This is a genomic window from Pantoea sp. BRR-3P (genome assembly GCF_039621635.1).
GTDB lineage: Bacteria > Pseudomonadota > Gammaproteobacteria > Enterobacterales > Enterobacteriaceae > Pantoea > Pantoea floridensis.
The window spans coordinates 979,578-993,626 of sequence record NZ_CP155066.1 but is presented as its reverse complement, the minus strand read 5'-3'; the positions used below and the strand labels follow the sequence as shown (position 1 = coordinate 993,626).

Here is a 14,049-nt window from a genome sequence, read left to right as displayed (position 1 = left end):
AATGCTGATCATCTAGCACAGTATTAAATCAACGCACATTCCGTAGCGGCGCGATTTATCGCGCAATAAATTGCGCCGCTACGGAATGTGCGTACTGTAAGCGCACCGGGCAGCGGAACCTGTCAAGCAAATTGCAGCGCGGCGTCCTGCGCCAGCATCCAGCTCACCGGCTGGCCGGCATGCCAGACTTCACGCGCGTGGCGATCCACCTGAATCGGTGTCGCCAGCCCAATGTCGATCATCAACCGCTGCGAGGCACCTAAAAAGGTACTGGCCAGGATAAATCCCTGTCGCCTATAGCGATTGTCGCTGGCCAGCAGCACATCTTCAGGACGGCAGAAACGCAGCGGATTGCCGCGCGCATCCACATCCACGCAGTTAATTGCCCCAACGAAATCGGCGACAAACTTCGAAGCCGGCTGCTGGTAGATATTCTGCGGCGTATCGATTTGCACCAAACGGCCCCGCTCCATCACCGCAATACGATCGCCGAGCGCCATCGCCTCCTGCTGATCGTGAGTGACGTAAACGGCGGTGATCGCCAGTTTTTTCAACAGTGCGCCAATTTCCAGCCGCAGACGATCGCGCAGGCGCGCATCCAGCGCTGCCAGCGGCTCATCAAACAGCAGCACTTTGGGTCGTGCGGCTAACGCACGCGCCAGCGCCACACGCTGCTTTTGCCCGCCGGAAAGTTTGTCGATACTGCGCTGTGCAAGCGCGCTGAGATCCACCAGTTCAAGCATCTCCTGCACGCGCGCTTCCCGTTCGGCGCGCGCCACGCCTTGCACTTTCAGCCCATATGCCACGTTCTCCGCTACATTCAGATTTGGAAACAAGGCGTAGTTCTGGAACACCATGCCGACGTTGCGTTTTTCAATCGGCAAGGCGGTGACGTTACGATCGTCAAACCACACTTCCCCCCCTGCATCGCAGCTCTCCAGTCCGCTGATAATGCGCAGCGTGGTGGTTTTGCCACAGCCGGAAGGCCCCAGCAGCACCAGCGTTTCGCCGGGATGGACGGTGAGATCGAGCGGTTGCAGAGCCTGATGGTGGTGAAAATGACGCGCGCAGCGGCGCAGCGTTACGGTAACGGCCAAAGGATTCATGCCGCCTCCTTGTGTTGGCGCGAGACCGCGCGGTTAAGCCAGTGATTCACGGCATTGAGCATCAGCAGCAGCGGCAGAATCATCAGAATAAAAATTAACGTGTAGGCAGATCCTACTTCCAGCCGCATCGAGGCGTAGCTGTCGGCAAGGCCAACCGGCAAGGTTTTGGTCAGCGGCGTGTGCAGCATCCAGGTAATGTTGAATTCGCCCACTGAGAGCGTAATCACCATAAAAGCCCCAGCGAGAACACCGTTGCGGCAGTTCGGCACCACCACGGTAAAGAAGCGCTGCCACAGCGTGGCGCCAAGACTGGCCGAGGCCTCCTCCAGCCGCGGCATATCCACCGCCTGCATGACTGCCAATACCGGCCGCATCATAAACGGCAAGGTGAACAGCACGTGACCAATCAGGATGAACAGCCAGCTATCACGCAGGCCGGAAAACTGGCCGTAGAGCAGAATAATACACAGCGCAGTGGCCAACCCCGGCAGCGCCACCGGCAGCATCAAACACGCTTCAATGCGTGCCGCCCAGCGTCCCGGCGCTTTCAGCAAGCCCCACGCCGCCGGCACGCCAATCACTAAGGTCACCAGCAGGCAAAACAGCGCGATGAGCAGCGAGAGCCAGAAGGTATCAGCGTACATTTGCCACACCTGCTCAACCCACTTCAGCGTCAGGCCGCTGCGCAGGCCGATAAAATAGTTATTGGTCACGCCTGCCAGCATCGACAGCACCACCGGCACGATCATAAACAGCGCGGTAAAGGTGGTGATTAGCAGTTGCAGACTAAACATGCCGCGACGTCTCATTGCGCCCCCTTAGCCTGCGCCAGACGACGCGCCAGCATCAGCGCCAGCCAGGCGAATCCGCCCATCACCACCGATAGCGCGGCAGCCGTCGCAAAGTTGGCATAGTTGGTGAATTCGCCGTAGATAGTGAGCGGTAGCACCGCTAAATCCGTGCCGAGAGTAAAAGCCGTGCCGAACGCGCCCATGCTGGTGGCGAAACAGAGTGCGCCGGTCGAGAGTAGCGCGGGCTGCAGGCCGGGAACAATCACATCCCAGGTGATACGCCACTGGCTGGCACCGAGCGAACGTGCCGCCTCTTCCAGCGAGCGATCGAGTTTTTCACTGGCTGCCACCAGCGTGACGATGGCGCGCGGCAGCGAGAAATAGAGATAGCCGATAAACAGACCGGCCAGCGAATAGGCCAGCGTCCAGCGTTCATGCACCAGGTGCAGGCTAATTTGCGCCAGCAATCCCTGACGTCCAGCGAGCATCACCACCAGAAAGCCCACCACCACGCCGGGAAACGCCAGCGGAAACGTCAGCAGTGCCAGCAAGATACCGCGTCCAGCAAAACGCTGGCGCGCGAGGAAGCAGCCAACGATGGCGGCAATCATTAACGTCACCAGCGTCACCGCCAGCGACAGCAGTACCGTGTTTAGCAAACTCACCAGGTAATGCGGCTGGCTGAATACCGTCCAGTAACCGCTGTGTTGGGTGCTGCGGTCTTCTTGCATCCCCATTTGCAGCAACCGGGCAAACGGCAACAGCCAGAAGGCGCAGAAGAATAACAGCGCGGGCAGCGTCAGCCACAGCCAGCGGCTGCCCGGCAGTGTGCGAATCTGGCGACGCGTGGTCGCCAGGGTGTCAGACATCGACATTAACGAATCTCACTCAGGTATTTTGCCGAGAAGGCTTTCTGCGCATCCGCCATCTGCTGGTAGTCCACGGTTTGCGCACGTGCATAATCACTATCTGGCAGGAAGAATTTCTTCGCGTCGGCCGACATCGCTGAAGGACGCACCGGACGCAGGAAGGCATTGGCCCAAATTGCCTGACCTTTATCCGACAGCACGTAGTCGATCACTTTTTTGCCGTTGGCTGGGTGCGGTGCGTTCTTCACCAGGCTGATGACGTACGGCACCGTCACCGTGCCCTCTTTGGGAATAACAAAGGCCACGTTGGCGTGATCTTTATATTTGGCGCGATAGGCGTTGAAGTCGTAATCGAGCAGGATGGGGATCTCACCGGAAATCAGGCGCGCATATGCAGTCTGCTTCGGTACGATCGGCTGGTTGGCCTGCAATTTTTTGAACCAGTTGAGCGCAGGCGTGAAGTCCTGCATGTTGCCGCCCTTCGCCTGATTCACCGCCACCGCCGCCACATAGCCCACAAAGGCGCTGGCCGGATCGAGGTAGCCGATCATGCCTTTATATTCTGGCTTCAGCAGGTCGTCCCAGGATTGCGGTACCGGTGCGCCGCCAAGGGCATCAACGTTAACCATAAAGCCCATGGTGCCAGAGTGCAGCGCCACCCATTTGCCGTCCGGATCTTTCATGCCGGCTGGGATCTCGTCCCAATGGGCGGGCTGGTAACCGGTGATAACGCCGGCGCTGTCGGCCTGGATGCCAAAACTGACGCCGTAATAAACCACATCTGCCACCGGATTACCTTTCTCCGCCACCATCTGCGCCAGCGCCTGACCGGAGTTTTTGTTGTCCTGCGGCACCTGAATACCGGTGTCTTTGGCGATAGCTTTAAGCTGGGTTCCCCAGTCAGCCCATTCGGGCGGACAGTTGTAGCAAATCGCGGTATCGGCGGCGTGAGAGGTCATGCTGAACAGCGAACCGGCACTGATTACAAGCGCACCGGCAACGATTTTTACTTTTTTATGCAGCGTCATGATGGTTCCCTGGAGTTAGCGATCAAAGATAAAGCGGGGGCGGCGATGCTGGCGCCGAGCCGTATTTGATGTGGCAGCACGCGCGTACCGCGGCTGGCCTGTTGTAACAACATGTCGATAGCGCCAGCGCCAAGCAGATCGACTGGCTGTGTGACACTCGCCAGCGAGGGCGCCATGTGCTCGCCAATATCAATGCCATCAAAGCCCATTACCGACAGCTGCTTTGGAATGCGCACGCCAGCGCGTGCCGCGGCACCAATCAGGCTGATGGCGAGCAAATCATTGGTACAAATTACGGCGCTGAGCGGCGTATCGCCTTGCAGCTGAGGCTGCAACCGCGCGAAATCAGATTGCGTGTGGCTGGCCATTTCGATCACCGGCAGCGAAAGCAATCCCGCCCGCTGCATCGCATCGCCATAGCCTTGATAGCGCAGACGCGCGCGGTCCGATTGCAGCATTGGCCCCGCCACCATGCCGATGTGGCGATGCCCAAGCGCCAGCAGATGGTCGGTGGCTTCCTGCATCGCCTGACGGTTATCGACGCAAATCGCTGGCCAATGACTCTCCTGAGGCACGTTATGCGTCAGCACAAACGGCATTTCCGCCTGCTGTAAGGTTTGCAGCACCGCGCTGTGGTCGGCATCGGCCACGGTCAGAACCAAACCGGCGACGCGCTGGCGCAGCATGTGTTCAACAATGGCCGCTTCACGCTCGGGCTGATAATCGCTGGTCGCCACCAGCAAGCCATAACCGGCCACGCGTGCCTGGCGCTCCATCGCCTGCAGCTGGCGGGCGAAGATGGGATTGAGCAGCGACGGCAGCAGCACGCCGAGCGTGGTGGAGTTCTGGGTACGCAGCTGGCGGGCAATATGATTGGGGCGAAAGCCGAGCTGCTCGGATGCCATCAACACCTTCTGCAGGGTGTCAGTGCGCAACAGATGAGGATCGGAAAAAGCGCGTGCGGCGGTGGCGCGAGAAACGCCAGCCAGTTTGGCCACATTGATCAAATCGGACATATTCGCCTCGTAAAGTACCAATGAGATCGATCTCATTGGCGCTTAAACTAGCGGCGAACTGTGACAGCAACATCGCGGAAAAATGACGGGAAGATGACAGCAGCGCCAACTGCTGTCAGTCAGAAATTACAACATCAGGAAGGCGTAACCTTCGTTTTGCAGCGAGGCGACGGTGGTACCACTCGACAACGTATGCGTGACGCGGGTATCAATCCAGTTACGTTCCAGCTGATGGAAAGCCACCGACTGATCGCAAATAGTCACTTTCACGCCCGCCTTTTTAAGCTCATCAATCAGCTTAAGGTTTGGGTTATCGGTGCCATACGCTTTGCGGAACTGGTCGTTATTCAGCGCCGCTGGCACCGCATCGCTATTAATCGATACCACAAACTTCAGCTGATCCAGCGGTACGCCCGCTGCGTAATAGAGGTTTGTCACGCGCGCCACACGCTCCAGCCCAAGGTTGGGCTGACGAATATCGCCTTCGCTACGGTTAATCTGGAAGACAACTTTATTGCTCAAACCCGGCGTGGCGGCGGGATTGTAGTCTGGTACGCTGACAAAGTGGATCTTGCCATAACCCGCGATGGCAGGTGTGCTCCAGAAATCGGCGGGTTCACTTTTCTTGTCCGCAAACTTGCCGCTGACTTTATCTACCCATTCCGGAAGCTGTAACACATTACCGCCGACAAAACCTGCCAGTGCGGCGATGACAATATAGGATGCTGGACGCATTTCACTTCTCCTGTAGCTGAAATTTACATCTGTAAAAGGGCATAACCCTGATTTTCCAGCGTCGACACGGTGGTCGGACTGGAGAGAGCATGAATCACGGAAGCATCGATCCACGCTTTGGGGAAGTGATGGAACGCCACGGACTGATCGCACACCGACACCTTCACACCCAACTTATTCAGTGCGCCAATCAGCGCTAAGTTCGGGTTATCGGCTTTGTAAAACTGCTGAAAATGCGCGTTATCCAGCATCGCGGGTGTGGCATCACCGGTTACCGAAACGACAAAATGCAGATCCTCGGCTGGTACGCCTGAAGCGATATAGAGATTGACCACGCGCGCCACGCGCTCCAGTCCAAGATTTGGCCGCTTCATATCCCCTTCGCTTTTGGTGATCTGAAACACCACTTTGTTGCTCAGGCCCACAACCGGCTTAAATGCCGCGTCAGCTTCATAATGGATTTTGCCGTAGCCATCGACGGCGGGAGTGCTCCAGAAACCATCCGGATCGGTCGGTTCGGAGGAAAAATGACTTACCACGCGCTGATACAGGTCATCACCTTTACTCACGGTGGCGCCCACAAAACCACCCACAATGGCAATCAGGGCATATGAAACAACAGAACGCATAAAGATTCTCCGGCATGCACTGCGCGTCAATTCACAGTCCGTTTGAATAAAGTGCCTTATCTATACCACAGCGCACGCTGGGCAAAAGTCCTGTACTGACGGGGTGTCCGGTATATTCATTGCGCGAAAAATAATTAGCAGGGTTAATTGAAAAAGCCTTTCGATTGTTACGGCGGGGAAAGCGCAGAAATGGCTGGCCGTGAAATGGTGAGCACAATCCAGATGAAATAAGTTTACGTGCGTTTAAAATCTATCCGTTAATAACTGTATAGCGCGTAACGCCCGTCTCAATCACGATTAAATTAATTGATGGATAAAATGGGCCAATACCTCAGATTGTCCACTGCTTTTCAGAGTAAACCTGGAAAAGTTCATGCCAAATTCAGTAATTTTGAGCAACTTTACTTAACTTTAAGTTTTGATGTTAAGCAACGCCTAGTTATAAGTGCACAGCTATTCAATTTTTTGCTGCAATTTTTCATTATCGCGACCATTTTTTCATTTCACCTTCATTTTGCGACACGCTTTGCTTGTCGCGGCAGGCTGGTTAAGATAGAGCGCGCTGCACAAATGGATGAGAGCGCAGAACATTTGAACCTCTTACCTGTCCAAAATCAGGTGACTTTTACAGGATCAAGGCATGTTTAACCGGTTGAAAAAATCAGTGCTGGCAGCCCTTATTCCTACGCTGCTGCTTACGCCCGCACTCAGTGCGCGTGCCGACCTGAGTGATACGCTGCCTGATATGGGCACCACGGCAGGTTCAACGCTGTCGATTAATCAGGAATTGCAGATGGGCGACTTCTACGTGCGCCAGCTGCGTGCCAGTGCGCCACTGATTAACGATCCGCTGCTAAATCAATACATTAATGAACTTGGCCAGCGTCTGGTGGCGCACGCCAATTCGGTACGCACGCCGTTTCACTTCTTTCTGATTCAAAACGATGAGCTTAACGCTTTTGCCTTCTTTGGCGGCAATGTAGTGCTGCACTCCTCGCTGTTCCGCTACACCGATAATGAAAGCCAGCTCGCCTCGGTCATGGCGCATGAAATCTCGCACGTGACTCAGCGCCATTTGGCGCGCGCCATGGAAGAGCAGAAACGTAACGCGCCCCTTACCTGGGTGGGTGCGTTGGGTTCCATTCTGCTGGCGATGGCCAGTCCACAAGCAGGCATGGCAGCGTTGACCGGTACGCTGGCGGGCACGCAGCAAGGCATCATCAGCTTTACGCAAGGCAATGAACAGGAAGCGGACCGCATCGGCATCCAGGTGCTGCAACGGGCCGGCTTCGATCCGCAAGCGATGCCAAACTTCCTGCAAAAACTGGCCGATCAAAGCCGCTTCTCCTCCAAGCCGCCGGAAATTTTGCTAACGCATCCGTTGCCCGACAGCCGCCTGGCCGATGCGCGCAACCGTGCCAACCAGATGCGTCCAGTGGTGGTGCAATCCTCACAGGATTTTTATATGGCTAAGGTACGCTCGCTGGGCATGTACTCTACTGGCCGTAATCAGCTGACCGATGATTTGTTAAATGAGTACAGCAAAGGCAACGTGCGTGAACAGCAAGCGGCGCAGTATGGTAAAGCAGTGCAGTTCCTGCAGGCGAAAAGCTTTGATAGCGCGAAGCGTGTGATTGCGCCGCTGCTGGCGAAGCAGCCGGACAACGTTTGGTTTCTCGATATCATGACCGATATCGACATCGGACTGAAGCAGCCACAGCAGGCAATCACCATGCTGAGTAGCGCCAAAGGCAGCAGCACCAATCCGGTGCTGCAACTGAACCTCGCCAACGCCTATGTTGAAGCGAAACAGCCGGCGAACGCCAGCCTCATTCTCAACCGCTACACTTTCGCGCATCCGGACGATCTCAACGCCTGGGATCTGCTGGCGCAGGCTTCGGCCGCACAGGGCTTGCGTGATGAAGAACTCTCGGCGCGTGCCGAAGGTTTAGCGCTAAATGGGCAACTCGATCAGGCCATAAGCACCTTGAGCAGCGCCAGTGCGCAGGTACCGCTCGGCAGCCTGAAGCAGGCGCGCTATGACGCGCGCATCGATCAGTTCCGTGAACTGCAGAAGCGCTTCAAGGTGTATCAGAAGGGATAATGTCCAGGTGCGCATAAATGCGCACCCTACGAAAACCGCGCACGTAGGGTCGCCATTCATGGCTTAATGCCGATCGCTTAAGCGTGAATAAATCATCGCACGTTCCGTAGCGGCGCGATTTATCGCGCAATGAATTGCGCCGCTACGGCATGTGGCGCGGTTAATTCAGCTTAAAGCCATTCGTTACAATGCGTTAAAGCTCCAGCGCTTCCTTAACAAACGGAATGGTGAGTTTACGCTGCGCGCTAATGGAGGCGCGATCGAGGCGATCCAGCGTATCAAACAGCGTGCGCATTTCGCGATCGAGTCGTTTCAGCAGGAAGCGCCCAACATCTTCCGGCAGCTCAAAGCCACGTAATCCCGCACGCAGCTGCATCGCCTGCAATTTATCTTCATCCGACAGCGGCTGCAAACGGTAGATCTGCCCCCAATCAAGACGCGAAGCCAGATCCGGTAAGCCGAGATTGAGCTGGCGCGGCGGTCGATCGCCCGTAATCAGCAAACGCGTTTTACCGATTTCCAGGATGCGATTATAGAGATCGAAGATCGCCATTTCCCATTCGGGATCGCCCGCAATACATTCGATATTATCGATGCATACCAGCGCCAGATTCTCCATGCCTTCCAGCACTTCCGGTACGAACCACGTACGTTTATCCAGCGGCACATAACCCACCGCTTCGCCGCGCGCCGAGAGTTCGGCGCAAGCCGCGTGCAGCAAATGACTGCGGCCGCCGCCTTCGCGTGACCAGAAATAGAGATAGCTGCCGTGTTGCTGTGAAAGTGCGCCTTGCAGCGCCGCCAGCAGAGACGTGTTTTCCCCCGGCCAGAAACTGGCGAAGGTTTCATCATCGGGTAAATAGAGTGGCAGTGAGAGCTGTGCCGGCGTGTTCAGAAGTACCTCAACGGATGAGCGGGCAGAAAACCGCGCAAGTTTATCACGATCTTTGTCGGAGATGAACCGGGCTTCCCTGCCCGGCTTGCAGCCTTAGCTTTCGCGCTTCTCTTCCGCATCCAGCACCACTTCTTCAGGACGTAACAGGCTGATTAAACGGAAAATCAGTGCCAGGCCCACGCCAACAATCGTCGCCAGCGCCATGCCTTTTAACTCGGCGGCGCCAATGTGCACTTTGGCACCGCTCACGCCGATGATCAGGATTACCGACGTCAGGATCAGGTTCTGCGCCTTGTTGTAATCCACTTTGGATTCGATCAGCACACGAATACCCGATGCGCCGATCACGCCGTACAGCAGCAGCGATACGCCGCCCATGACCGGCACCGGAATCGCCTGGATTGCCGCCGCCAGCTTGCCAACGCAAGAGAGCAGGATAGCGAAGATTGCCGCGCCACCGATCACCCAAGTGCTGTAAACGCGGGTAATCGCCATTACCCCGATGTTCTCGCCGTAAGTGGTGTTTGGCGTTGAGCCGAAGAAGCCGGAGATCATGGTGGATAAACCGTTGGCAAACATGGAGCGATGCAGCCCAGGATCGCGAATCAGATCTTTCTTCACGATGTTGGCCGTCACCACTAAGTGGCCGACATGCTCGGCAATCACCACTAGCGCGGCAGGCAGAATGGTCAGCATCGCCACCCACTCAAAGCGTGGCGTGTAGAAGGTTGGCAGCGCAAACCAGGGCGCATTCTCTACCGTACTCCAGTCAACAATGCCCATCGCAGACGAGAGCGCATAACCCACCAGTACGCCGATCAGGATCGGGATGATGGCGAGGAAGCCACGGAACAGCACCGAACCAAATACGGTGACCGCTAGCGTCACCATCGAGATGATCACGGTTTTGCTGTCTGGCGAGGTACCGTCAGCAGGCAACAAACCAGCCATATTCGCCGCCACACCCGCCAGTTCCAGGCCGATAACCGCCACAATCGCGCCCATCGCCGCTGGCGGGAACATCACATCAAGCCAGCCGGTACCGGCTTTCTTCACGATCAATGCCACCACACAGAACAGGAAACCACAGAGGATAAAGCCACCAAGCGCCACTTCATAACCGAGCGGCAACAGCAGCAGCACCGGCGAAATAAAAGCAAAGCTTGAGCCGAGATAGGCCGGAATTTTGCCTTTACAGATAAACAGATAGAGCAGCGTACCGACGCCATTGAACAGCAACACCGTAGCCGGGTTGATGTGGAACAGAATTGGCACCAGCACGGTTGCGCCAAACATGGCGAACAGGTGCTGCAGGCTGAGTGGAATGGTTTGCAGTAGCGGTGGGCGTTCGCTAACGCCAATAGCGCGACGAGTCATTATTATCCCCTATCCTCTACGTTCTTCACGCTATGGCTGCATTGCCCGGGCGTGAATAACTCAAGGATGACATTGTTGTGTTTTTAGACAAAAAAAAGCCGACTCTCTGGCCGGCTGGTTGCTTTATTTGGTTCCGAAAATCTTGTCCCCGGCATCGCCGAGTCCCGGGATGATGTATCCCTTTTCGTTCAATCCCTGATCGACAGATGCGGTGTACAGCTCCACATCCGGATGCGCTTTTTCTAAAGCCGCAATGCCTTCCGGCGCGGCCACTAGCACCAGCACTTTAATGCTGGTACAACCGGCTTTCTTCAGCAGGTCGATAGTCGCAATCATGGAACCACCGGTTGCCAGCATCGGATCGACCACCAGCGCCAGGCGCTCTTCAATATTCGATACCAGCTTCTGGAAGTACGGTACTGGCTCCAGCGTCTCTTCATCACGATAGACGCCAACCACGCTGATACGCGCGCTCGGTACGTGCTCGAGCACCCCTTCCATCATGCCCAGGCCCGCACGCAGAATCGGAACGACGGTGATTTTTTTACCTTTGATCTGATCGATTTCGACCGGACCGTTCCAGCCTTCGATAGTTACGCGCTCGGTTTCCAGATCGGCTGTGGCTTCATAGGTCAGCAGGCTGCCCACTTCCGAGGCCAGCTCGCGGAAACGCTTGGTGCTGATATCATGCTCACGCATCAGGCCCAGTTTATGTTTGACCAGCGGGTGTTTGACTTCCACGATCTTCATGATTGTTCTCCCGGAATTGAGTTGAGCTAAAAAAAAATCGCCGGATTATACCGCCTTTTCGCCGCCGCGCCACTTGTCATCGGTCAATGGCTTGCCTTAATCAGCTCAAGAGTAAGGATTGGCGAAAATCTGACGCTGTGCAAAGGCAGCGTGAGATGGGACTCGCAAACGTTTGCCTGCGCTGTTAGAATTGCCGCGCTTAATTTTTGCCACCAACCGCAACTCGCGTGGGGATTCCGCAGTGACCGACAAAACCTCTCTCAGCTACAAAGACGCCGGTGTCGATATCGATGCTGGTAACGATCTGGTTGACCGTATTAAAGGCGTAGTGAAAAAAACCCGCCGCCCGGAAGTCATGGGTGGATTGGGCGGATTCGGTGCGCTCTGTGCGCTGCCGCAAAAGTACCGCGAGCCGGTGCTGGTCTCCGGAACTGATGGCGTCGGCACCAAGCTGCGTCTGGCGATGGATCTCAAACGCCACGATAGCATCGGCATCGATCTGGTTGCGATGTGTGTCAACGACCTGATCGTGCAAGGTGCAGAGCCGCTGTTCTTCCTCGATTATTACGCGACCGGCAAGCTGGATGTAGAAACCGCGTCATCGGTCATCACCGGCATCGCCGAAGGCTGCTTGCAGTCGGGCTGTGCGCTGGTGGGCGGCGAAACCGCTGAAATGCCAGGCATGTATCACGGCGAAGATTACGACGTGGCCGGTTTCTGCGTTGGCGTGGTGGAAAAATCAGAAATCATTGACGGTTCGAAAGTGCAGGACGGCGACGTGCTGATTGCGCTGGGTTCCAGCGGCCCGCATTCGAACGGTTACTCGCTGGTGCGCAAAATTCTGGAAGTCAGCCAGACCGATCCAGAAACCAAGCAGCTGGACGGCAAATCACTGGCCGATCACCTGCTGGCACCTACCCGCATTTACGTGAAAAACATCCTTAGCCTGATTGAACAGGTTGATGTGCATGCGATTTCACATCTGACCGGCGGCGGCTTCTGGGAAAATATCCCACGCGTGTTGCCAGACAACACCCAAGCCGTGCTGGAAGAGAGCAGCTGGCAGTGGCCGTCAGTATTTACCTGGATGCAGCAGGCCGGCAACGTCAGCCGTCACGAAATGTACCGCACCTTTAACTGCGGCGTGGGCATGGTGATTGCGCTGAGCCCAGCGGATGCGGATAAAGCGGTACAGCTAATGACCGACGCTGGCGAAAAAGCGTGGAAAATTGGTGTGATTAAAGCCTCTGATGCTGAAGAGCGTGTGGTTATTAACCCATGAAAAAACTGGTTGTGCTGATCTCCGGCAACGGAAGCAATCTTCAGTCCATCCTCGACGCCTGCGCAAGCGGGCGGATTAACGGCAGCGTTGCTGCCGTTTTCAGTAATAAAGCCAGCGCCTATGGTTTGACGCGCGCGCGGGAAGCCCATGTTCCCAGCCACGCGTTAGCCGCCAGCGAGTTTGCCGACCGTGATGCTTTTGATCGCCAGCTGATGCAGGAGATTGATGCTTACGCGCCCGATCTGGTGGTGCTCGCCGGCTATATGCGTATCCTCAGTCCGACCTTCGTCGCGCACTATCACGATCGTTTGGTGAATATCCATCCGTCGCTATTGCCGAAGTATCCGGGTTTGCATACTCATCGTCAGGCGCTGGAAAACGGCGACGAGGAGCATGGCACCTCGGTGCATTTTGTGACTGACGAGCTGGATGGCGGACCGATCGTTTTGCAGGCGCGCGTACCGGTGTTTGCGGGCGATAGCGAAGACGACATCAGCGCGCGCGTGCAGCATCAGGAACACGCGATTTATCCACTGGTCATCAGCTGGTTTGTTGATGGGCGTTTGCAGATGCGTGCGGGTAAAGCGTGGTTGGATGGTGAACCATTGCCGCCCGAAGGCTACGCCCACGACTGATTTCTCTGGTGCGCATAAATGCGCACCCTACGATGTAGGGTCGCCATTCATGGCGACCGTCATTAACCAAACCTTCCCGTAATGTAATCTTCGGTGCGTCGCGCTTTTGGCGAGGTAAAGATGCGATCGGTTTCATCAAATTCCACCAGCTGACCGTTATGCATAAACGCGGTGTAATCCGACACCCGCGCCGCCTGCTGCATGTTGTGCGTCACCAGCACCAGCGTGAAATGCTGCTTCAGCGTGGTCATCAGCTCTTCGATCACCAGAGTTGAAATCGGATCGAGCGCCGACGTCGGCTCATCCAGCAGCAACACCTCGGGTTCAATCGCAATGGCGCGCGCAATCACTAAACGCTGCTGCTGACCGGTCGAGAGCGTTAACGCATTCTGTCCCAGCTGATCCTTCACTTCGCTCCACAGCGCCGCCGCGCGCAGCGCACGTTCGCAGGCTTCATTCAGCACGCGTCGATCGCGCACGCCTTGCAAGCGCAGGCCGTACACCACGTTTTCGTAGATCGATTTCGGGAACGGATTCGGCCGCTGGAACACCATGCCAATGCGGCGACGCAGGGCGGGCAGATCCTGATTCGCCTGCATCACGGCGTAACGATCGAGCAAAATTTCGCCCTCAATGCGACAGCGATCAATCACATCATTCATACGATTAAAACAGCGCAGCAGCGTGGATTTGCCACAGCCGGAAGGACCAATCAGCGCCGTGATACAGTTTTTGGGGATCTGCAGATCAATATTATTTAACGCCTGGCGCTCGCCGTACCACAGCGATAGCTGATTAACGGTAAGAGCAATGTCGTGATCGCGCGTCATCA

The 14,049-nt window shown here is 56.1% G+C and carries 15 protein-coding genes; 4 read left to right on the top strand and 11 right to left on the bottom strand.

The genetic code is table 11. From position 1 onward, the window contains the following. Window positions 1–122 precede the first annotated feature (122 nt). From AAGR08_RS04520 to AAGR08_RS04490, 7 genes are all read right to left on the bottom strand, one after another. Complete coding sequence (locus AAGR08_RS04520; RefSeq protein WP_345828761.1) at window positions 123–1,106, bottom strand: ABC transporter ATP-binding protein; 984 nt, start codon at window positions 1,104–1,106, stop codon at window positions 123–125. Beyond that, window positions 1,103–1,915, bottom strand: a complete 813-nt coding sequence (locus tag AAGR08_RS04515; RefSeq protein ID WP_345828759.1) for an ABC transporter permease subunit — start codon at window positions 1,913–1,915, stop codon at window positions 1,103–1,105. The genes AAGR08_RS04520 and AAGR08_RS04515 overlap by 4 nt, the downstream gene beginning before the upstream one ends. Beyond that, complete coding sequence (locus AAGR08_RS04510; RefSeq protein ID WP_345828758.1) at window positions 1,912–2,772, bottom strand: ABC transporter permease; 861 nt, start codon at window positions 2,770–2,772, stop codon at window positions 1,912–1,914. The genes AAGR08_RS04515 and AAGR08_RS04510 overlap by 4 nt, the downstream gene beginning before the upstream one ends. Continuing rightward, window positions 2,772–3,794, bottom strand: a complete 1,023-nt coding sequence (locus AAGR08_RS04505; protein ID WP_097096458.1) for an ABC transporter substrate-binding protein — start codon at window positions 3,792–3,794, stop codon at window positions 2,772–2,774. Before AAGR08_RS04505 ends, AAGR08_RS04510 begins: the two co-directional genes overlap by 1 nt. Then, window positions 3,791–4,810, bottom strand: a complete 1,020-nt coding sequence (locus AAGR08_RS04500; protein ID WP_097096457.1) for a substrate-binding domain-containing protein — start codon at window positions 4,808–4,810, stop codon at window positions 3,791–3,793. Before AAGR08_RS04500 ends, AAGR08_RS04505 begins: the two co-directional genes overlap by 4 nt. A 126-nt stretch (window positions 4,811–4,936) precedes the next feature. Further along, complete coding sequence (locus AAGR08_RS04495) at window positions 4,937–5,545, bottom strand: DsrE family protein (protein WP_097096456.1); 609 nt, start codon at window positions 5,543–5,545, stop codon at window positions 4,937–4,939. A 23-nt stretch (window positions 5,546–5,568) separates the two neighbouring features. Then, a complete protein-coding gene (locus AAGR08_RS04490; RefSeq protein ID WP_097096455.1) occupies window positions 5,569–6,174 on the bottom strand; it encodes a DsrE family protein in 606 nt (201 codons plus the stop codon). 309 nt (window positions 6,175–6,483) lie between these two features. Between AAGR08_RS04490 and AAGR08_RS04485 the strand changes: the two genes are divergently transcribed. Further along, a complete protein-coding gene (locus AAGR08_RS04485; protein ID WP_345828756.1) occupies window positions 6,484–6,822 on the top strand; it encodes a hypothetical protein in 339 nt (112 codons plus the stop codon). Further along, entirely contained in the window at window positions 6,815–8,278 is a 1,464-nt protein-coding gene (locus tag AAGR08_RS04480; protein ID WP_345828755.1) for a M48 family metallopeptidase, read from the top strand. Before AAGR08_RS04485 ends, AAGR08_RS04480 begins: the two co-directional genes overlap by 8 nt. A gap of 193 nt (window positions 8,279–8,471) precedes the next feature. On the opposite strand, the gene hda is transcribed toward AAGR08_RS04480, so the two are convergent. The 3 genes from hda to upp all read right to left on the bottom strand — a co-directional run bounded on the left by hda (window position 8,472) and on the right by upp (window position 11,300). Continuing rightward, the gene (hda, locus tag AAGR08_RS04475) at window positions 8,472–9,173 is read right to left on the bottom strand and encodes a DnaA inactivator Hda (RefSeq protein ID WP_176519210.1); all 702 of its coding nucleotides are present in this window, start codon (window positions 9,171–9,173) and stop codon (window positions 8,472–8,474) included. A 93-nt stretch (window positions 9,174–9,266) separates the two neighbouring features. After that, complete coding sequence (gene uraA, locus AAGR08_RS04470; RefSeq protein ID WP_097096451.1) at window positions 9,267–10,550, bottom strand: uracil permease; 1,284 nt, start codon at window positions 10,548–10,550, stop codon at window positions 9,267–9,269. A gap of 123 nt (window positions 10,551–10,673) precedes the next feature. Next, a complete protein-coding gene (gene upp, locus AAGR08_RS04465; protein ID WP_007884850.1) occupies window positions 10,674–11,300 on the bottom strand; it encodes a uracil phosphoribosyltransferase in 627 nt (208 codons plus the stop codon). 241 nt (window positions 11,301–11,541) lie between these two features. Here upp and purM point away from each other — a divergent pair, with 241 nt between their 5' ends. Beyond that, the gene (gene purM / locus AAGR08_RS04460; protein WP_345828754.1) at window positions 11,542–12,582 is read left to right on the top strand and encodes a phosphoribosylformylglycinamidine cyclo-ligase; all 1,041 of its coding nucleotides are present in this window, start codon (window positions 11,542–11,544) and stop codon (window positions 12,580–12,582) included. Beyond that, the gene (gene purN, locus AAGR08_RS04455; protein ID WP_345828753.1) at window positions 12,579–13,217 is read left to right on the top strand and encodes a phosphoribosylglycinamide formyltransferase; all 639 of its coding nucleotides are present in this window, start codon (window positions 12,579–12,581) and stop codon (window positions 13,215–13,217) included. The genes purM and purN overlap by 4 nt, the downstream gene beginning before the upstream one ends. 62 nt (window positions 13,218–13,279) lie before the next feature. Here the strand turns inward: purN and pstB are convergent, their stop codons facing one another. Next, window positions 13,280–14,047 (bottom strand): phosphate ABC transporter ATP-binding protein PstB, encoded by a 768-nt coding sequence (pstB, locus tag AAGR08_RS04450; RefSeq protein WP_097096449.1) that lies wholly within the window; start codon window positions 14,045–14,047, stop codon window positions 13,280–13,282. Window positions 14,048–14,049: the final 2 nt, after the last annotated feature.

Excerpts from the sequence above, each read along its gene's own strand:
- AAGR08_RS04480 (WP_345828755.1), top strand. The coding sequence starts at position 6,815 with ATGTTTAACCGGTTGAAAAAATCAGTGCTGGCAGCCCTTATTCCTACG.
- AAGR08_RS04505 (WP_097096458.1), bottom strand. The coding sequence starts at position 3,794 with ATGACGCTGCATAAAAAAGTAAAAATCGTTGCCGGTGCGCTTGTAATC.
- AAGR08_RS04485 (WP_345828756.1), top strand. The coding sequence starts at position 6,484 with ATGGATAAAATGGGCCAATACCTCAGATTGTCCACTGCTTTTCAGAGT.
- AAGR08_RS04490 (WP_097096455.1), bottom strand. The coding sequence starts at position 6,174 with ATGCGTTCTGTTGTTTCATATGCCCTGATTGCCATTGTGGGTGGTTTT.
- AAGR08_RS04500 (WP_097096457.1), bottom strand. The coding sequence starts at position 4,810 with ATGTCCGATTTGATCAATGTGGCCAAACTGGCTGGCGTTTCTCGCGCC.
- upp (WP_007884850.1), bottom strand. The coding sequence starts at position 11,300 with ATGAAGATCGTGGAAGTCAAACACCCGCTGGTCAAACATAAACTGGGC.
- AAGR08_RS04520 (WP_345828761.1), bottom strand. The coding sequence starts at position 1,106 with ATGAATCCTTTGGCCGTTACCGTAACGCTGCGCCGCTGCGCGCGTCAT.
- uraA (WP_097096451.1), bottom strand. The coding sequence starts at position 10,550 with ATGACTCGTCGCGCTATTGGCGTTAGCGAACGCCCACCGCTACTGCAA.
- purN (WP_345828753.1), top strand. The coding sequence starts at position 12,579 with ATGAAAAAACTGGTTGTGCTGATCTCCGGCAACGGAAGCAATCTTCAG.
- AAGR08_RS04515 (WP_345828759.1), bottom strand. The coding sequence starts at position 1,915 with ATGAGACGTCGCGGCATGTTTAGTCTGCAACTGCTAATCACCACCTTT.
- pstB (WP_097096449.1), bottom strand. The coding sequence starts at position 14,047 with ATGACGCGCGATCACGACATTGCTCTTACCGTTAATCAGCTATCGCTG.
- AAGR08_RS04495 (WP_097096456.1), bottom strand. The coding sequence starts at position 5,545 with ATGCGTCCAGCATCCTATATTGTCATCGCCGCACTGGCAGGTTTTGTC.
- AAGR08_RS04510 (WP_345828758.1), bottom strand. The coding sequence starts at position 2,772 with ATGTCGATGTCTGACACCCTGGCGACCACGCGTCGCCAGATTCGCACA.